Origin of the sequence: Flavobacterium wongokense (genome assembly GCF_021608265.1) — a bacterium.
In the GTDB taxonomy this organism is placed as follows: Bacteria; Bacteroidota; Bacteroidia; order Flavobacteriales; family Flavobacteriaceae; genus Flavobacterium; species Flavobacterium wongokense.
The window spans coordinates 143,684-163,663 of record NZ_JAKIHP010000003.1 but is presented as its reverse complement, the minus strand read 5'-3'; the positions used below and the strand labels follow the sequence as shown (position 1 = coordinate 163,663).

Annotated in this window: 14 protein-coding genes and 2 tRNA genes; 10 read left to right on the top strand and 6 right to left on the bottom strand. The window is 37.2% G+C overall.

Going from position 1 to position 19,980, the window contains the following annotated elements:
- Nucleotides 1-2 precede the first annotated feature (2 nt).
- Nucleotides 3-1,433, bottom strand: a complete 1,431-nt coding sequence (locus L1S31_RS09995) for a DUF4893 domain-containing protein (protein WP_236464589.1) — start codon at nucleotides 1,431-1,433, stop codon at nucleotides 3-5.
- A gap of 102 nt (nucleotides 1,434-1,535) precedes the next feature.
- On the opposite strand from L1S31_RS09995, the gene L1S31_RS09990 reads away from it, so the two are divergent.
- The 3 genes from L1S31_RS09990 (at nucleotide 1,536) to L1S31_RS09980 (ending at nucleotide 6,749) form a co-directional block, all read left to right on the top strand.
- Nucleotides 1,536-3,710 carry a B12-binding domain-containing radical SAM protein gene (locus tag L1S31_RS09990; protein ID WP_236464588.1) on the top strand — a complete coding sequence of 725 codons (2,175 nt, stop codon included), beginning with the start codon at nucleotides 1,536-1,538 and terminating at the stop codon, nucleotides 3,708-3,710.
- A 74-nt stretch (nucleotides 3,711-3,784) separates the two neighbouring features.
- Nucleotides 3,785-5,893, top strand: coding sequence for an ATP-binding protein (locus tag L1S31_RS09985; protein ID WP_236464587.1), 2,109 nt, complete (start codon nucleotides 3,785-3,787; stop codon nucleotides 5,891-5,893).
- Complete coding sequence (locus L1S31_RS09980; protein ID WP_236464586.1) at nucleotides 5,883-6,749, top strand: TorF family putative porin; 867 nt, start codon at nucleotides 5,883-5,885, stop codon at nucleotides 6,747-6,749. Before L1S31_RS09985 ends, L1S31_RS09980 begins: the two co-directional genes overlap by 11 nt.
- On the opposite strand, the gene rimO is transcribed toward L1S31_RS09980, so the two are convergent.
- The 3 genes from rimO to L1S31_RS09965 all read right to left on the bottom strand — a co-directional run bounded on the left by rimO (nucleotide 6,746) and on the right by L1S31_RS09965 (nucleotide 10,717).
- Complete coding sequence (gene rimO, locus L1S31_RS09975) at nucleotides 6,746-8,047, bottom strand: 30S ribosomal protein S12 methylthiotransferase RimO (RefSeq protein WP_236464585.1); 1,302 nt, start codon at nucleotides 8,045-8,047, stop codon at nucleotides 6,746-6,748. The genes L1S31_RS09980 and rimO overlap by 4 nt on opposite strands.
- A gap of 132 nt (nucleotides 8,048-8,179) precedes the next feature.
- Nucleotides 8,180-9,685, bottom strand: coding sequence for an OmpP1/FadL family transporter (locus L1S31_RS09970; protein WP_236464584.1), 1,506 nt, complete (start codon nucleotides 9,683-9,685; stop codon nucleotides 8,180-8,182).
- 78 nt (nucleotides 9,686-9,763) lie between these two features.
- Nucleotides 9,764-10,717 carry a hypothetical protein gene (locus tag L1S31_RS09965; protein ID WP_236464583.1) on the bottom strand — a complete coding sequence of 318 codons (954 nt, stop codon included), beginning with the start codon at nucleotides 10,715-10,717 and terminating at the stop codon, nucleotides 9,764-9,766.
- A gap of 99 nt (nucleotides 10,718-10,816) precedes the next feature.
- On the opposite strand from L1S31_RS09965, the gene proS reads away from it, so the two are divergent.
- The 4 genes from proS to rpsT all read left to right on the top strand — a co-directional run bounded on the left by proS (nucleotide 10,817) and on the right by rpsT (nucleotide 12,944).
- A complete protein-coding gene (gene proS / locus L1S31_RS09960; RefSeq protein ID WP_236464582.1) occupies nucleotides 10,817-12,295 on the top strand; it encodes a proline--tRNA ligase in 1,479 nt (492 codons plus the stop codon).
- Nucleotides 12,296-12,377: 82 nt separating this feature from the next.
- A tRNA-Glu gene (locus tag L1S31_RS09955) sits at nucleotides 12,378-12,449 on the top strand.
- A gap of 22 nt (nucleotides 12,450-12,471) precedes the next feature.
- Nucleotides 12,472-12,543: transfer RNA gene (locus L1S31_RS09950), tRNA-Glu, on the top strand.
- A gap of 149 nt (nucleotides 12,544-12,692) precedes the next feature.
- A complete protein-coding gene (gene rpsT, locus L1S31_RS09945; RefSeq protein ID WP_236464581.1) occupies nucleotides 12,693-12,944 on the top strand; it encodes a 30S ribosomal protein S20 in 252 nt (83 codons plus the stop codon).
- A 51-nt stretch (nucleotides 12,945-12,995) separates the two neighbouring features.
- Here the strand turns inward: rpsT and L1S31_RS09940 are convergent, their stop codons facing one another.
- Both L1S31_RS09940 and L1S31_RS09935 read right to left on the bottom strand, forming a co-directional pair.
- Nucleotides 12,996-13,406: a response regulator gene (locus tag L1S31_RS09940; RefSeq protein WP_236464580.1), complete on the bottom strand. Its 411-nt coding sequence runs from the start codon at nucleotides 13,404-13,406 to the stop codon at nucleotides 12,996-12,998.
- Nucleotides 13,407-13,410: 4 nt separating this feature from the next.
- On the bottom strand, nucleotides 13,411-15,132 hold the full coding sequence (locus tag L1S31_RS09935; RefSeq protein WP_236464579.1) for a PAS domain-containing sensor histidine kinase: 1,722 nt from the start codon (nucleotides 15,130-15,132) through the stop codon (nucleotides 13,411-13,413).
- Between the two features lie 151 nt (nucleotides 15,133-15,283).
- Here L1S31_RS09935 and typA point away from each other — a divergent pair, with 151 nt between their 5' ends.
- The 3 genes from typA (at nucleotide 15,284) to L1S31_RS09920 (ending at nucleotide 19,907) form a co-directional block, all read left to right on the top strand.
- A complete protein-coding gene (gene typA, locus L1S31_RS09930; RefSeq protein ID WP_236464578.1) occupies nucleotides 15,284-17,080 on the top strand; it encodes a translational GTPase TypA in 1,797 nt (598 codons plus the stop codon).
- Between the two features lie 129 nt (nucleotides 17,081-17,209).
- Entirely contained in the window at nucleotides 17,210-19,150 is a 1,941-nt protein-coding gene (locus L1S31_RS09925; RefSeq protein WP_236464577.1) for a tetratricopeptide repeat-containing sensor histidine kinase, read from the top strand.
- A gap of 7 nt (nucleotides 19,151-19,157) precedes the next feature.
- Nucleotides 19,158-19,907 (top strand): LytR/AlgR family response regulator transcription factor, encoded by a 750-nt coding sequence (locus L1S31_RS09920; RefSeq protein WP_236464576.1) that lies wholly within the window; start codon nucleotides 19,158-19,160, stop codon nucleotides 19,905-19,907.
- Nucleotides 19,908-19,980 lie beyond the last annotated feature (73 nt).

Genomic DNA, 19,980 nt, shown 5'->3' with positions numbered 1-19,980 from the left:
AGTTATTTTATAAAGTCTAAAATTTCATATCCATATTTGGTTTGTGGAAAAATTAAAATGAGTTTACCTGGCGAAATTTTATATAAAATACCTGCTTCTCCGTTTTCACTATTATAAGAAGTCAAAGGATCGTTGTTATATGAATAACCTCCTAAAAACACATAACTGAATTCATCTTTTTTATATAGATACCCAGATTTTCTTTGAGATCCTGTGGTTTTTTTAAAAAATATCCTGTCTTCTTCTTTTTTGAACTTACATGAAAAATAGTCATAAATAAATAAATTTTCATCTCCCTGTATCGACCTCACTCTTTTAAATTGCACCAAATCTTCGGAGTTTATAGCGAGTTTTTTGCTTTGAATTATTTTTAAAACCTCGCTTTTTTTATCGTTTTCGTCATAATCACCTTTTTGGGGCAAATTATTAAGTCGAACAGTGACAAAATTTACAGCGTTGTTTATTCTTTGCGAATCCTCATCTGTAATTATATCTTTCCATTTTGGGTTAATTCTATCTTCAACTAAAATTGCAGGCTTTTGCTCTTTTTCGGGATCTTTTGCCAGAGTATCAGCAGGTTGGTCAGGAGTTGCCGGTATCACTGCAACAGCAGTATCTGTGGCGGTTTCTATCTTTGTTGATTTAAGTTGTTTATTTCTGATTGAAATTATGGCAAAGATTATGGCTGAAATTAAGATTACTGCTATTGTCCATTTCAGGATTTTTCCATTTAATTCGAAGCGTTTTGAAGCCTTGTCAACTATATCATCAATATCAATATCACTATAATCATCTTCATCTTCATCTTGGTGATGATTAGGAACAACTACATTTTCAGGAACATTGGCTGCTTTCTTATTTTTGCTTGTTTCTAATTTTTGTATCGCAGCAAGCGCTTGGTTTTTAAAATAAGCATCAGGATATCCTTCCAGGTATTGACGATAGGCATCTTCCGTATTTGTAAATTTTGCCAATCTCCAATGATATTCTTGATTTTCTTTACTTTCTTTTTTATTAATTGTTTTTTCTTTTTGACTGCCAACAGTTGAAGGATCATGCCCTAAAACTTCAAGCAACTGAATTACACCTACTTCATAATTACCAGTAAAATCAATATGCTGTAATCTTCTCAACCTGAAAGGGATAGTGCATTTATCTAACAATACGGGTATAATTGTCTTACCTGTTTCCATTGCAAAGGAAACTTCGTCCATTACATTATTGGAAGCAACAGATACAGGAGAAAGGAAAACCACAATTCTGGAGGCAGAAGTAATGGCAGCTTCAATAGAAGCATCCCAACGATTGCCTGCTTTTATGTCGAGCTGGTCAAGCCAAAGTTCAATTCCCTTGCTTCTCAAATCTTTCGCAAGCTTCAGTACAAACTCTGAATCTGATCTGGAATAACTGAAAAAAGTAGTTTCTTTGGTCATTGTTTAGTCTCTATTTCCTCTCTATTACCAAATATAAACTTTTTTTCCTACAAATAAACCAAAGATCCTTACTTGTATATAATTTCAGTAATTTTGCCAGCAATGAAAGACATTCTCTTAATCACGCCGCCATTTACTCAGCTCAATACACCTTATCCGGCAACGGCTTACTTAAAAGGTTTTTTGAACACCAAAAGCATTGACTCTTTCCAAATGGATTTGGGTATCGAAGTGATCCTGGAACTTTTTTCAAAACAAGGATTGAAGGCCATTTTTGAACGTGATTTGCGAAGTAATGATAAGAACCTACAGCGGATTCATTCATTACAACAGAATTACATTAACACGGTTGATGGCGTAGTTGAATTTCTTCAGGGTAGAAACCATACGCTGGCACGTCAAATCTGTTCGGGCAATTTCCTGCCGGAAGCGTCACGCTTTGAACAAATGGATGATATGGAATGGGCTTTTGGTTCGATGGGAATGCAGGACAAGGCCAAACATCTTGCCACATTATATCTTGAAGATTTATCCGATTATATCAAAGAGTGTATTGATGAGAACTTTGGTTTCAGCCGTTATGCCGAACGCTTGGGCCGAAGCGCCAATTCCTTTGACGAAATGTATGCCCATTTGCAGCATGAACTGACTTACATTGACACTGTTTCATTACAAATCCTCGAAAAAAGGATTCGGGAGGTTCAACCCAAATTGGTACTGATTTCCGTCCCGTTTCCGGGGAATTTATACAGCGCCTTCCGTTGTGCGCAATTCATTAAAAAGAACATTTCGGAAATTAAGGTTTCCATGGGTGGTGGTTTCCCAAATACAGAACTCCGCGATTTAAAGGACAAACGCGTTTTTGAATTCTTTGATTTTATCACACTCGATGACGGTGAGCTTCCGGTGGAATTACTTCATCAATCGGTTTGTCATTCCGAAGATGAGTTTAAAAGGACTTTCCTTCTGGAAAATAATGAGGTTGTTTATAAAAACAACACGACAAAATCGGATTATAAACAAAGCCAGGTTGGAACTCCGGATTATACCGATTTGTTTTTGGATAAATACATTTCGGTCATTGAAATTGCCAATCCGATGCACAGTTTGTGGAGCGATGGACGTTGGAACAAACTGACAATGGCGCATGGCTGTTATTGGGGCAAATGTACTTTTTGTGATATTTCATTGGATTACATCAAACTTTACGAACCCATTGCTGCCAAAACTTTAGTCGACAGAATGGAGGAAATCATTGCCCAAACAGGCGAAACGGGTTTTCATTTTGTGGATGAAGCTGCACCGCCAGCTTTGATGCGTGAAGTTGCGTTGGAAATACTTCGCAGGAAATTGACGGTTTCATGGTGGACAAATATCCGGTTTGAGAAGAATTTTACTGCCGATTTGTGCAGATTGTTTAAGGCTTCGGGCTGCATCGCTGTTTCGGGCGGACTTGAAGTTGCTTCTGACCGATTGTTGGATTTAATCCAAAAAGGCGTTACCGTTGAACAGGTTGCACAGGTAACCCGGAACTTCACCGAGTCGGGAATCATGGTGCATGCGTACCTGATGTATGGTTATCCGACGCAGACAGTGCAGGAAACCGTTGACAGTTTGGAAATGGTGCGCCAGATGTTTGAATTGGGAATACTGCAGTCTGGTTTTTGGCATCAGTTTGCGATGACGGCACACAGCCCTGTTGGAATGTTTCCCGAAGAGTTTGGTGTAATTCCCGAAATGAATGACATCACTTTTGCCAATAATGACATACAGTTCAAGGACAAAACCGGAATTGATCACGACAAATTCAGCTTTGGATTAAAAAAATCCCTTTTTAATTACATGCACGGAATCTGTTTTGATTATGAGCTTCAGGACTGGTTTGATTTTAAAATCCCAACTACCAAAATCCCGTCAGATTATATTGTTTTATGCCTTGAGAAGGAAGAAAATTTCAGCATAAAACCCACAGCAAAAATCATCTGGATAGGAGGAAAGCCAATCACGGAAACTTTCACCAAATCCAAAAAAGGGAATTCCTGGGAAATGATGCAGTTAACATTTCACGACAGGACAGAAACCGTCAGCATTTCATTAGAGAAGGAAAAAGCAGATTGGTTTTTAAAATCCCTTGATTTACTATCGCTGTCAAATGAAAAAGCGGTTACTTTTTCCCAACTCAAAACCGATTTTGAAAAACAGTTTGACGACTTTGAATTGTTTTGGTATTCCAAGCCAGTATTGACACTGAGGGAATTTGGGTTGTTAATTTTTTAAAATCTTTCCAACTTGTTTAGGATTTTTGTAATTTTAGTATACTTTTAGTCCCAAATAAAAGTTAGCCTGCCATAATGAAAGTCAAAAAAACATTTCCCAAAATACTTTGGTTAATATTCTCTTCGAGCATATTTTTCATCCTACTTTATTTTGCTTTGTTTTATTATACCAAAAAGGCAGAAACACAGGTTTACCACTCTTCCATCGAGCAATTCGACAACGAAATCCAAAAACTGCTTGAAGTCAATTCCAAACCCATATTGGTTGCGATTAACAATGATACCAATTGGGATGAATTCGTAAACTTTACCAAAACCAAAGACCGCAATTGGTACAATGAAACCATTGGCAACGAGTTGGAAATTTACGAAGCCGATTATTTGGGAGCTTATGATGCCAACAAAAACTTCATCATCCGTACACCAACTGCAAAAATAAAAACCATCGATTTCATCCCGAAAAAGGAAATGGAACTGCTGGACAAAGCTGGAGTCAATAAATTTTACATGAAAATCCCTGAGGGAATTGTGGAGGTGACCGGAGCTTCAATCCACGCATCGAATGACCCTAATAAAAACAAGACCCCAACTTCAGGTTACTTTTTTGTGGTTCGCCTTATCGATATAAAATTCATTAAAAACCTAGAGAAATTAACCGATGCCACCATATTATTGCTTGATACGGATGTGGATGTTCCAAGTCAAAAACACAAAATCACTTCGCTGTATACCTTAAAGGACAGCAATGATAAATTTGTCGCGAAGCTTTTGTTTAAAAGGAATTTCGAAGTTTATTTTGAAAATGCCATTAACTTATTATATGTGATCATCGTTGCATTCATCATCAATTTGATTGTGAACCTGATTTACACACGCCGTTTGGTATACCATCCGTTGGATTTGGTTAGAAGGGCTTTGGAAACCGGCAACCGTAAAGCAATTAAGGAACTGAAGAAAACAACAGGTGAGTTTAGTTACATTGGAAACCTATTCGAAGAAAACAGCAATCAGAAACTGGAGCTGATAAAAGCCAAAATAAAGGCAGAAGAAGGCGACAGGTTGAAATCTTCCTTCCTGGCAAATCTGTCGCACGAAATCAGGACACCAATGAACGCCATTAACGGTTTTACCGAATTGATACTGAATACCAAGATTAGTGAAACTGAAAAGCTGGAATACCTTAACGTAATTGAGAAAAGTGGTAAAAATTTGGTTGGAATCATTGATGATTTGATTGAAATGTCAAAAATCGATTCGAACCAGCTTACGCCAAACCTGACGATAATCAATCTGGATTCGCTGGTAACCGAACTTTATGAAACGGTTAAGGTTACGGTTCAGAATAAGGACATCGACTTCAAATTGATAAAGAGTAAAAATCCGGCTAAGTTCAATATCATTACCGACGACATTAAGCTCAAGCAGGTCATTATCAACTTACTGACCAACGCGATTAAGTTTACCGAAAAGGGTTCGGTGAGTTTTGGTTTTGAGATTGATGAAGCCAAAGAGCTGATTAACTTCACCGTAAAAGACACCGGATTGGGAATTGATGAAGACAATCACAAATACATCTTTGACCGATTTAAGCGCGTAGACAGTGATATTTCGATTAAGGTTGGCGGTCTCGGATTGGGATTGGCGATTTCAAAAGCTTATATCGATCTGCTTGGCGGAAGCATCAGTTTGGAATCAAAGGTTGGAGAAGGCTCGACGTTTTATTTCTCGATTCCGTTGGAATATTCAAAAACAGAACACATCACTGTAAAACCGATTAACAATATAGAAATTATCAAAACGGAAGAGCAGACGATTTTGATTGCCGAAGATGATAACATCAATTTCCTGTTGTTCCAAAAAATGATGCAGCATAAAAACTTTAAAATCCTAAGAGCCATCAATGGACAGGAAGCTGTTGACATCTGCATCAATAATCCGGGTATCGATTTGGTTTTGATGGATATCAAAATGCCGATTATGAATGGTTTTGAAGCATTGGAACAAATCAGGCCAATACGTCCTGCACTTCCAATAATTGCGCAGACGGCTTATTCCTCATCAGATGATAAAATCAAAATTGAAGAGGCTGGATTCAATGGTTATATTACCAAACCGTTGAATCGTGACAATTTGTTTGAATTGATCAATAAGTATTTAGACAAGGAAAATTATAATGAAATTTAGACTGCTGGTTTTACTTTTTTGCATTTCGGGCCCAATATTTTCGCAGGAAAATGAAACAGTTGCCGATACTACAAATCTTGAAGTTGAAAAAAAACTTGAATTAAACCTGGACATTGTCAGCCGTTATTTATGGCGGGGCCAATGTTGGGGAGGAAATTATGTTGCGGTACAGCCGACAATTGAATATGCATTCACGCCAAAGTTCTCTTTGGGTTTTTGGGGCACCACAAATTTCAAAAAAGAATATGCTTATTCTGATGGAACAGCCTATAAAGGGTATCAGGAGATTGATTTTTACCTGACGTATCAAATCAATGATTTTTTGCAGTTCCAGCTTTGGGATTACTATTGGGCAACAGTAGAAAAGGTTGAAGGTGTTGACAACAGTTTTTTTGATTACGGAAAAAATGGCGTCAAGACAGTTGATGCGATTTTGTATTTCGATTTTTCAGAAGGATACAGATACCCATTTAATGCTACGATAAGTACGCTTATTGCCGGGAATGATTTCCGTTATGACAGCAATGATGAAAATCCGAAACAGAATTTTACAACCTATCTTGAGTTGGGTTACACTTTTACACTTTTTGAAAAATCTTCATTAAAAGCATTTCAGGGCATCGCATTAGAACCTGTTGTAGGCGCTGTTTTAAATAATAAAGCTGCTTATTATTCTTCGGCTGATTATGATAAGGTTTCCTTTTGCAATTTGGGAATTAAAACCACAAAAGAGATTGAGTTAGGGAAAGGCATCACTATGCCTCTTTGGTTAAACTATATCCATAATGCAGCATCCAAAAACACGGAGGCTTTTGGTAAGAACTTTTTAGTTGCCGGAATAAGTTTTAGTTATTAAGCTGGTTCGCCATAAAGGTCAAACTCTGTTGCATCGATGATTTTAACATTGACAAAATCTCCGGTTTTCACATAGAATTTTGAAGCATCAATCAATACTTCATTATCTACATCAGGACTGTCAAATTCGGTTCTTCCGATGAAATGTTGCCCTTCTTTCCTGTCGATGATGCATTTGAAGGTTTGCCCAATTTTCTCTTGGTTCAAATCCCATGAAATTTGAGATTGCAGGTCCATGATTTCAGCAGCACGGGCTTGTTTTACTTCTTCGGGAACATCGTCTACCAAGGAATAGGCATGTGTGTTTTCTTCGTGTGAATAGGCAAAACATCCCAATCTTTCGAATTTCATTTCCTGAACCCAGTCTTTCATGATTTGGAAATCCTCTTCAGTTTCACCAGGATAACCAACAATCAATGTAGTCCTGATAGTCATACCCGGAACAGCTTCGCGAAATTCTTTCAGCAGTTTGGTTGTTTTCTCTTTTGTAGTGCCACGTCGCATTGATTTCAGGATGTTATCGGAAATATGCTGCAATGGAATATCGATATAATTACAGATTTTTGGCTCGCGTTTCATCAAATCCAAAACATCCATAGGGAAACCGGTAGGAAATGCATAATGCAAACGAATCCATTCAATGCCTTCAACCTTTACAAGGTTTTCAAGCAATTCGGCAAGGTTTCTTTTTTTGTATAAATCCAAACCATAATATGTCAAATCCTGCGCAATAAGAATCAATTCCTTCACTCCATTTTTTGCCAAACCTTCAGCTTCCTTTACCAATTTCTCAATGGATTGTGAAACGTGTTTGCCACGCATGATTGGAATCGCACAAAAACTGCAAGGTCGGTCACAGCCTTCGGCAATTTTCAGATAAGCATAGTTTTTTGGAGTAGTTGTTAAACGTTCGCCAAGTAATTCATGCTTATAATCGGCTCCAAGAGCTTTAAGTAATAAAGGGAGCTCAGTTGTCCCAAAATACTGGTCAACATTTGGGATTTCCTTTTCTAAGTCGGGACGATATCTTTCAGAAAGGCATCCGGTAACGAAAACCTTATCTACGATGCCTTTTTCTTTTTTATCGGCATATTCAAGAATCATATTCACAGATTCGGCTTTGGCATTATCAATAAAACCACAAGTGTTGATTACTACAATGTTGCCTTCCTGTTCGTGTACCACATCTTTGCCACTGGCTTTCAGCTGTCCCATTAAAACCTCACTATCGTAAGTGTTTTTGGAGCATCCAAGTGTAATGACATTGATTTTGTTTTTCTTTAATGACTTAGTTCTCATAGACTTAATCCCGATTGTTGTTTGGGAGTGCAAAATTACTCTTTTTATTCCGAATTATAATGTTAGCATTTCCTTAAAATAAAAAAACCACCCTGATTGCAGGATGGTTTTTAGTATAAAGTAATAGAAATATTAGAAGTTTATGGAATAACTCACACTTACATTGTGGTTTTTCCTATCAATTCTTGCAAGGTCAGTTGGCATTCCCGAAGAAAGAACCATTTGATTCATCATCCTGTGGTCATAAGAGTAAGCTAAGTCAATTCGGCTGTCGCCAAATGTATAACCCAAACCACCGGTATATCCTGTAAGGTCGCCGTAAGTTTGATCAAATTTATAAGGGCTTTGTTCAAAACGATAACCACCTCTAAAGCTAACTTGTTTGTATTTGTATTCTCCACCAATACGAACTTCAATAGCATTGTCAAGAGCTGAACCCATATAAGAATTTAAGCCTGAAAAATCATCTTTTGGCCTGAATTTGGTTTTGCTGTAATCCTTGGTAGAAACATCAGCACTCAAGACTCCTCTCTTACCAAATATATAAGCAATGCTTCCCGTCCATTTACTTGGGGTTTGAACTGTATAGGCATCATAAAGCATCGTGATTCCCGGATTATAAATATAACGTGCACCCGCATTGTTTGAAATGACAGCTTGTCTTTGCTCATCTTCAAGTCGGTACCATGTAGGTGATTGATATGCTACCCCAAGTCGTAATTCTTTTGTAGGTTTAACAATGGCTCCAAGATTAAAAGCGAATCCATTTCCAAAGGTATGGGTTTCAGTATCAAACTGCACTGATTCTAAGTCGCTCGTGTCTGCAGTGTCATATTGCTCGAAGACCGAAATTGTTTTTACAATATCAGTATAATGATAATCAAGGTTGATTCCTAAAAATAGGATGTCTTTATAGGATGTCGCAAAGTTTGCTGTAAATTTCCCATCATATCCTGTTGATAAAACATAGCTTTGCTGATCATAATTACCTGCTGTTGGTACATTTGAAGTGTAAGTTGTATTATCAAGGTTAGTTTCGTCATCTGGATTAAAGATATAGGCATTGTAACCCAAAAGAGCCTGTTGATCGATAAAATTCAAATCTCCAAAAAAAGCATTTTGAAGTACTCCCAATTTAATTCCACCTTCCTGAGGCAATCCATTTGCAAATCTCAAAAAGTATCGGTCAATTGAATTATAAGGATTTATTCCTCTGAAATATATAGAGTTATTAAAATTGTTGTTGTTTTCGTAATTAAATGCAAGAGTGAATTTATTCCAGTCAGTTTTTGGATTATTGTCCTTAAATACAAAAACAACTCCAGCCTGATTAAGGTCTAATGAATTGTCATTTTCCCTAGCTTTTGTTCCGTAATATAATGAAGAATTTCGGGAATTATAACTTGACGCAGTAAGTGTTGCAAAGTTATTACTAAAGAAAATGGAGCCTGCAGGATTTTGATTGATAGCAGATAAATCACCACCAACTGCTCCAAAAGCCCCACTCATACCCCTAAATCGGGCTGAGCCAGTCAGGTTTTCAACCGCATAACGAAGTGCGTCATCAACGGTTGTTTCTTGTGCATGCATTGCTGAAAATGATAATCCGGCAATAATAATGGGTAAAAGTTTTTTCATGATGCAATTTTATTATAGTTCAAAAAAATATCTATGCGACTTTTTACAATTGCATAGATATTAATATTTTAATCGTTTTTATCTTCTTCCACCACCGCCGGAAGATCTTCCTCCGCCACTTCCTCCGCTGTAGCTTCCACCTCCGTATGAAGATGAAGAACGGGTTGGTGATGAACTAGGAGAATAGCTACGAACTGGCGCAGATGATTGTGTCGAATAAGTTCTTGTTGGTTGTGATTGTGATTGATTTGAATAGGATCTTGTTGGCTGTGATTGATTTGAATAAGTATTTCTGGTATTAGATCTGGTGTTGCCATTAAAATAACTATTTCTTGAAGGATTGGTTGTTGAATAAGTGTTACCTCTTCTTCCATTACTTACACCATTGTATACTGAATTGCGCCCGTATCTGTTACCTGAATAAGCATATGCAGAACCTCTTCTTCCGCCATTGTAATAATAATTGTTGTAGTAATGGCCACCATACCAATTATTGTAATAGCCTCCATAATAACCACCGTAGTATCCTCCGTAATAAGGGTAACCCCATCCCCAACCAATGCTTAAGCCCGGACCATACCAGCTGTTCCAGCCCCAACCCCAGCTTGGGCCATACCAACTATTCCAGCCCCAGTAACTTCCGTACCAGTAATTGTTCCAATACCCATAACCCCAATTGTTGTCATAAACATTGATAGTCACACTTTGTGGATTGTCTCCCCAGCTTGAATTATTTGAATTGTAATTTTGAGTTCTATTAACAGTGTCATTGGTAACTGTACTATAATTGTCAACATTAGTAAAGGATTCAGATTCCTTGTTTAAATCGCTAAAATATTCCTGATATTTATTGCTTTCTGAATTACTGTTGTTGGCTACTTGTTTTTTGTTGGATTGAGAATCTCCATATACGCCATCATTATCATAATAAGAACTATTTTGGTAAGAACCGCAAGAGGTTACTACCATTGCAAGAAATCCAAATACAGCGTAAATGGATATTCTTTTACGGGTAAAAAAATAAGTTTTCATATCTATAGCATTTTTATTGTTGGACTATACAAAAATAGTTAGTTTTGCTGAACTATTTAGTTAAAATTAGTTAAACAAATTTTATGCCAAAGTATTCATATGAGTAAGAATTTAACAAAGAGGGAAGAAGATTATTCGAAATGGTATAACGAACTGGTTGTCAAGGCAGATTTGGCTGAGAATTCAGGAGTTAGAGGTTGTATGGTTATCAAGCCGTATGGCTATGCTATTTGGGAAAAAATGCAGGCGGAATTAGACAGAATGTTTAAAGAAACCGGTCACAGCAATGCCTATTTTCCTCTTTTTGTACCCAAAAGCATGTTTGAAGCCGAAGAGAAAAATGCTGAAGGATTCGCTAAGGAATGTGCTATCGTTACTCATTATCGTTTAAAAAATGATGAAACACGCCCTGGAAAATTAATGGTTGACCCAAATGCTAAATTGGAAGAAGAGCTAATTGTCCGTCCAACAAGTGAGGCAATTATTTGGTCAACATATAAAAATTGGGTTCAATCATATAGAGATTTGCCTTTATTGATTAATCAATGGGCGAATGTTGTTCGCTGGGAAATGAGAACCCGTTTGTTTTTAAGGACAGCAGAATTCTTATGGCAGGAAGGCCACACGGCTCATGCTACAAAAACTGAAGCTATTAGTGAGACCGTGCAAATGATGAATGTATATGCTGATTTTGTTGAGAATTTCATGGCTATACCTGTTGTAAAAGGAATCAAGACCGAAACAGAGCGTTTCGCAGGAGCTGATGAAACTTACTGTATTGAAGCATTGATGCAGGATGGAAAAGCATTACAGGCCGGAACATCACACTTTCTTGGTCAAAATTTCGCAAAAGCATTTGATGTTAAGTTTGCCAATGCAGAAGGAAAACAGGAACATGTTTGGGGAACATCATGGGGAGTTTCTACGCGTTTGATGGGAGCGTTGGTGATGACACATTCTGATGATAATGGTTTGGTTTTGCCTCCAAATTTGGCTCCAATCCAGGTTGTGATTGTGCCAATTTTCAAAACAGATGAAGAGCTTGAAACTATTTCGGCTGTGGCCAATGATTTAGTAGCTCAATTCAAAAAATTAAGAATCTCTGTTAAGTTTGACAATAGAACCACTCAAAAACCAGGATTCAAATTTGCTGAATGGGAATTAAAAGGAGTGCCGGTTCGAATTGCTGTTGGTCCAAAAGATTTGGAAAACGGGACTTTTGAAATTGCAAGAAGAGATACATTATCTAAGGAAGTAAAATCTAAGGACGGAATCGTTGCTTACATCTCTGATTTATTGGAACAAATCCAAAGCGATTTATTCAATCGTGCGTTAGATTACAGAAACACTCATGTAACAGAAGTAAATTCATTTGAGGAATTTAAAGACGTATTGGAAAACAAAACCGGATTCGTTTCTGCGCATTGGGACGGTACGCCAGAAACTGAAGAAAAAATTAAGGATATTACCAAGGCAACCATTCGCTGCATACCGCTAGACAGGGTAGAAGAAGAAGGAAAATGCATTTTTTCAGGAGGCAAATCTACTGGTAGAGTGTTGTTTGCAAAAGCCTATTAATAAAAATTCAGAAAAAAATAGTTGCAGCCTTGCGGGATTGAAAAATAGTTGTATTTTTGCAACCGCATTTTTAAGCAAAGATGGCCCGTTCGTCTATCGGTTAGGACGCCAGGTTTTCATCCTGGTAAGAGGGGTTCGATTCCCCTACGGGCTACTAAACATTAAAGCTTAAAAACGGCCCGTTCGTCTATCGGTTAGGACGCCAGGTTTTCATCCTGGTAAGAGGGGTTCGATTCCCCTACGGGCTACAATTAGTTGTAAATTAGTTTTATAAAACAAAAGTGAAGTGTCTCTCGTTTTTGTTTTATTAGTTAAAACCAAAGTGATTTTTAATTGTGGGAGGTTTTTCTTTTTTTACTAATAGTTTAAATATTAATTACAATTAAATTAAAAGACAATGGCAAATCATAAGTCAGCTTTAAAAAGAATCAGAAGCAACGAAAAGAAAAGGGTATTAAACAGATACCAACACAAAACAACTCGTAATGCCATCAAAGCATTGAGATTGGCAACTGATAAATCAGATGCTTCTGCAAAATTATCAGCGGTTATTTCTATGATCGATAAATTAGCTAAGAAGAATATCATTCATGATAACAAAGCAGCTAACTTGAAATCTAAGTTAACTAAGCACGTTACAAAACTATAATAGTAACGAACATAATATTAAAAAAGTCCCGATTTATCGGGACTTTTTTATTTATGGGAATTGCGTTTTTAAATTTTCGAGCATCTCTTTAGTTACCGGCTTTGAAAGGAAACCAATTACAGGATAGGTCTTGGACCTGTTGATGTCATAAGGATCGATTGAAGACGACAATACTATGAATCGGGTTGAATCGAATACATTTTGGTAATCCTTGGTAATATAGCTTTCCAGGAATTCCCAGCCATCCATAACAGGCATGTTTAAATCCAACAATACCAACTTTGGATAGGCAACTTCACCATTTCCTTTTTTCTCTTCAAACAACCTGTCAAAATAGTGTATAGCTTCTTCTCCGTTATTTACCGTAATTATTTCTTTGGCAAATTCTACCTTCTCCACAACTTTTCTACAAAGCATGAGGGTAATCGGATCGTCATCTATACATAATATTTTATCCAGCATAAGCCTAAGTGTACTTAAATACGATTGTAAACGTTGTTCCTTTTCCAACAACACTTGAAACCGAAATGGTTCCGTTCATGCTTTCCACTTGTGATTTAACCAAATACAAACCTAATCCTTTGCTGTCTGGGTAATTGTGGAAACGTTGGTATAGTCCAAAAATCTTGTCCTTATTTTTTTCCAAATCGATGCCAATTCCGTTGTCCTTGAATGTGATAATCAAATTATCATTCTCAACTTTGGTGGCAATGGTAACTTTTAACTGCCTTATCGGTGCGCGGTATTTGATGGCATTCGTCAGTAAATTTAAAAAAATACTTTCTAAATACGACTTGTTTATCTCTAAAATCGAAACATCTTCCAAATCAATTTTCAAAATTGGCTTGTGTACACTGATTAAAAAACTCAGTTGATTGAAGACATTTTCGAATACTTCTTTGATAAGCACTTTTTCTTTTTGGATGGAAGGATTGTCCTTGATGATAATCACTTTTACCAAATCATTAATGGTTTCGTTCAACAAATGCGTCGACTTTGAAAACCCGCTGATGATTTCCTTTAATTCGGGATCTTCAATATTGATGTCGTCAATAAGGTTCAGCAATCCGGTTAAATTGGACAGTGGCGCCCTTAAGTTGTGCGAAGTAATATAAGAGAATTGTTTTAAATCCTTATTGTTCTGCGTTAGTTCACGGATAAGCTGTTCTCTTTCTTTTTCTTTTTCCTTTTCTTCGGTAACATCCCTCTGGATGGAAACCCAGTGTGTATGTTCACCATCTTTGTTGGTAACGGGAATCATCGAGAAATTTACCCAAAATTCCTTTCCGTTCTTTTTGTAAAAAATGGTTTCCACAAAACACTCTTTGTATTGTTGGACTGCAGTTTTGAGCTTGTCATATTCCAGTATGTCCGATCTTTTTCCAAAGAACATTGCGGGCGATTTGCCAATGACTTCATTTGCGGAATAACCCGTCATATCAGTAAAAGCCGAGTTGACGAAGATGATGTTCGGGATTTCATTTTCAGAAGTGTCAATGTCTGTAATCATTACGGCATCCTTGGATTGTGTAATAACGGTTTCCAGCAATCGAAGTCGTTGTTCCTCTTCCTTTTGTTTGGTAACATCCTGAATCGCTCCAATCATTCGGATGGATTTCCCATCAGCATCCTTTACCAAAAATCCCCTGTCAAATACATATTTATAACTTCCGTCTGCACATTGAAAACGATATTCATCCTGCCATTTTTCAGTTTTTTGCTCCAAAAAGGAATAGAGTTTCACCGACATTTTCAAGCTGTCCTCAGGATGGATTCGGTCAAACCACCATTTGGATGTTTTACCCACATCTTCCTTTTTGTATCCAAAAACTCCCTGTATTCCTTTATTCCAGATAAAACTGTCGTCCTCCATTTTCCAATCCCAAATCGTATCACTCGTTGCTTTGGCAACTATGTCGTATCGTTCGTTGGATTCCTTGATTTCAATATTGGTCAGTTGTAATTTTTCAAAAACAGATTTGTTCCTCATTTCGTTTTGGTACAAAATGATTTTTAAAAGTATTCCGGAAAAGATAATGTAAAGAATGTCTTTGAGGTAACTGTATTCCAGCGGAGATTCAGTTGCAGATTCCAAAAAATAATTGGCAAATAATTTGTGACCGACTACCGCCACAAACATTAATATAAGTACATAAATTAATGTAATTTTATTGGAATTATTTTTCATTGTTCCAAATTTACACAAACAGAAATTAATTTACATTATATCAATATAAAAATATTGTAAAAAATGCAAATGTTATGAAAATTTAATCATTGTGATATTCGGTTTTTTATCTGAAAATAAAGTGTACCTTTGCACCTTCAAAAAAACACAGATGGAATCTATTAGAAACATTGCTATTATCGCTCACGTTGACCACGGTAAGACTACGTTGGTTGACAAAATTATGTATCACTGCCAGCTATTTCGCGAAAACGAAAACACAGGTGATTTAATTCTTGACAACAACGATTTAGAGCGCGAGAGAGGTATTACAATTACGTCTAAAAACGTTTCGGTTGTATATAAAGGAACAAAAATCAACATCATCGATACTCCGGGACACGCCGATTTTGGTGGGGAAGTAGAGCGTGTATTGAACATGGCTGATGGAGTTTGCCTTTTGGTTGATGCCTTTGAAGGGCCAATGCCACAAACCCGTTTCGTATTGCAGAAAGCAATCGATTTAGGTTTGAAGCCTTGTGTGGTTATCAATAAAGTGGATAAGGAAAACTGTACTCCTGAAGAAGTTCATGAAAAGGTTTTCGACTTGATGTTTGAATTGGGTGCAGAAGAATGGCAGCTGGATTTCCCAACTGTTTATGGTTCGGCTAAAAACAACTGGATGTCTGATGATTTCAGGAATGTTACTGATAATATCGAGCCTTTATTGGATATGGTGGTAGAACACGTTCCTGCTCCAAAAGTTGGTCAGGGAACACCACAAATGCTGATTACCTCATTAGACTTCTCTTCATTTACAGGTCGTATCGCGATTGGTCGTTTGGAGCGAGGTGAATTAAAAGAAGGAATGCCAATCTCTTTGGTAAAAAGAGATGGAAAAGTTATAAAATCAAGAATCAAGGAATTACACACTTTTGAAGGTCTTGGCCGTAAGAAAGTGGAAAGCGTAATTGCCGGAGATATTTGTGCGATTGTTGGAATCGAAGGTTTCGAGATTGGTGATACTGTTGCCGATTTTGAAAACCCGGAAGCATTGCAGACCATTGCAATTGATGAACCAACAATGAGTATGTTATTTACAATTAACGATTCTCCTTTCTTTGGAAAGGAAGGAAAGTTTGTGACATCGCGCCATATCAAAGACAGATTGGCTAAGGAATTAGAGAAAAACCTAGCTCTTCGTGTTAGTGAAACCGATTCAGCTGATAAATTCATGGTTTTCGGACGTGGAGTACTGCACTTGTCAGTTCTTATTGAAACAATGAGAAGAGAAGGATATGAAATGCAGATTGGGCAGCCACAGGTTATCATCAAGGAAATTGATGGCGTAAAATGTGAGCCAATTGAGGAATTAACTATCGACTTACCGGAAAACGTTTCGGGAAGGGCCGTAGAATTTGTATCAGTACGTAAAGGTGAAATGCTTTCCATGGAAGGAAAAGGGGAACGTATGATCATTAAATTCAACATTCCATCACGTGGTATCATCGGATTGAGAAATCAATTGTTGACTGCTACGGCTGGTGAAGCAATCATGGCGCACCGTTTTATTGGTTATGAGCCTTACAAAGGAGAAATTTCAGGGCGTATCAACGGTTCATTGATTTCTATGGAAAACGGAAAAGCAATTCCGTATTCTATCAATAAATTACAGGATCGTGGTAAATTCTTTGTAGATCCAAACGAGGATATTTACGAAGGACAGGTTGTAGGTGAAAATTCACGTCAGGATGACATGACTATCAATATCACTAAAACGAAACAGCTTACCAACTTCCGTTCTGCAGGTGCCGATGATAAAAATAAAATCGTTCCGGCTATCAAATTTACTTTGGAAGAAGCATTGGAATACATCCAAAAAGATGAATACGTAGAAGTTACGCCAAAGTCATTGCGTCTGCGTAAAATCTATTTAAATGAAAACGACAGAAAACGTTTCAAAATGTAATTTTTGTTTTCAAAATATATCCAAAAACCATCAACCTAAAGTTGGTGGTTTTTTTATGTTATCAATTTGAGTTGACCAATTGCGTTAGTTTAAAAATGTTATTTTTGTGTTTCTAACCAAACAACCAACATGACTAAATCTGCATCCATTGATAAACTACTTATCATTGCCCTATTTTTTTGGAGCGCCAGCCTCAGCGCCCAATACAATTTGGACTCCTTAAAAACAATCATTGCCAATCCGAAACTTCACGATACTACTAAACTTGCCAATATCGCCCTGATTGTCGATAATCTTTATGAGAATGTCGAATCGGTTAAGTATACCAATTTAATGGGTAAGATTGCCCAAAAAAACCTTTACAAAAAAAACCTGAACGAAGAGCTTCGTAAAAAATACACTATGTACCTGGCAGCTTATTACAACAATGTAAGCATACAGTTAGAGGAAAGCGGCAACCTCAAATCATTGGCATACCTTCAAAAATCAATGGATTTGTACCATTCAGTAAATGCAGACGATGAGTATTATTCCTCTTTAGTAAGCAAAGGTTTGTTGCTCTCCAGAAGGAAACGATATAAGGAAGCCATTGATTGTTATTATACAGCATTAAAATATTTCGAAAAGGACAAACAGGAAAATGCAGATGGTATTTCGTATGTGTATTCGAATATGGGCGTTTTGTATGGTGAACAATACCAATTTACAGATGCCATAAAGTTCCTGAAAAGAGCCATCTATTATATTGATATCAAAAAACAGAAGATAACCCTTGAAGACGAACTCCAGAAATGTGGAATGTATTATAACATCGGTGCGGCTTATGTTACGCTGAAGAATTATGGCGAAGCCAAAAAATACCTGAATATTGCGTTGAAGCTGGCCCAAAAAACCAATCAGAGTTCCTATATGAGTTATGCATACTGCAAACTTGCTGAGATGGATATCATTGAAAAAAAACTCGATGAAGCCGAGGCCAAACTGATTAAGGCCAAGGAGTTATCGGATAATGATTTGTCTATGAGTTTTGTCTTCGTCCGATTGGGTGAACTCTATTACAATAAGAAGGAATATCAAAAAGCCAAAGAATATTTGACTGTTGGGCTCGAAGGTGGCAAAAGAATCAGGAATAGTGATTTGCAGCAGGAATCCTATCAGCTGTTGTATGAAATCAGCAAACTGACTGGCGATTACAAAAAATCGCTTGAAATGATTGAACTCTATCACAAAATAGAAGACTCGATCAAGGTTCAGGATAACAAAGAAGAATTAAGACGTCAAAACCTTAAATACAGCTACGAGAAAAAGGAACTGAAATTCAAACTCGAAACCGAACGCAAAAACAATTTATTGATTGTGCTGCTGGGCTTATTCCTTCTGTTGTTTGTGATTGGTTATTTCCTGTATAAAAACAGCAAACAAAAACAGGCTATCGCTAATTTTGAGAAAAATGAACTCAATCAAAAGCTGTTGCTCAGCCAGATGAATCCCCATTTTATCTTCAATTCGATTGATAACATCCAGAGCCTTATTTATAACAAACAGGATAAGGAAGCGGTAAATTATTTGACCAAATTCTCCAAACTCACACGCCAGATACTCGAAAATTCAAACGAAAGTTATATTGCCTTAAGCGAAGAGCTGACGATGATTGACAATTACCTGTCGATTCAGCAGTTGTTGTACAATAATAAATTTGATTTCAATATTGAGGTAGACGATGCCATTGATACCGAAGTTATTTTGCTTCCGCCAATGCTAACGCAGCCTTTCATTGAAAATGCCATCAAACACGGATTAAAAAACACGACGCAAAAAGGGGAAATCAACATCAGTTTCAAACTTGAAAAGGAAAAACTGCTGTTTGAAATAAATGATAACGGAGTTGGTTTTACCAATAACGAACCCGTGAACAAGAAATCACTGGCTATGAAAATCACCAAAGAAAGGCTTGTCAATATTTCAGGAAAAGACGATTTCCAGGTGCATACAGAGAACAGGCTCGACAGCAAAAAAAATACCATCGGAGCCAAAGTATTTTTTGAGATACCGTATATTTACGAAAATTAAAACCATTATGTTACGAGCCGTTGTTATTGACGACATTGATTCCATCCGAACCAAAAACATCGATATTATAAAATCGAATTGCCCCAACATTGCAATAATCGGCCAGGCAGACAGCGTAGAAAGTGGCATAACCTTAATCAGGCAGATTGTTCCCGATATTGTTTTCCTAGATGTTGAAATGCCCGACGGAACCGGTTTTGATTTGCTCCAGAAGCTAAAACCCATAAATTTCAAAGTCATTTTCATCACAGGTTATGAGGATTTTGCCATTCGTGCATTCCGATTCAGCGCGATAGATTATTTGCTAAAACCTTTGGATGCCGATGACTTGGTTGAAGCGGTAAACAAGGCAGAGGAAGCCCTGAGCAAAGATGTAATGGAACTCAAACTCAATACGTTGTTCTCCAATTTGGAACGCCCAAAAAACCTGCAGAAACTCGTTCTGAAAACTGCCGAAAAAATATATTCCGTCAACATCCAGGACATTGTCAACTGCGAATCAGACAAAAATTACACTACTTTTTATTTTATCAATGCTCCCAAACTAGTGGTTTCAACGACCTTGAAAGAGTACGAAACACTACTCAAACCATTTCAGTTTTTCAGGGCACATCAGTCGCATCTCATCAATATGCTCTATTTTGACCACTTTATTAAAACCGATGGAGGCAATACCATTGTGATGAAAAACAAAAACAAGATTCCGCTTGCAATCCGCAAGAAGGAAGAGTTCCTGGCGCTAATCGACACGCTGTAAATTTTCACTAAAAACGAATTTTCTATCATAGCCTGCTAACTTTCATACGCAGCTACCGAATATTCATTTGCCA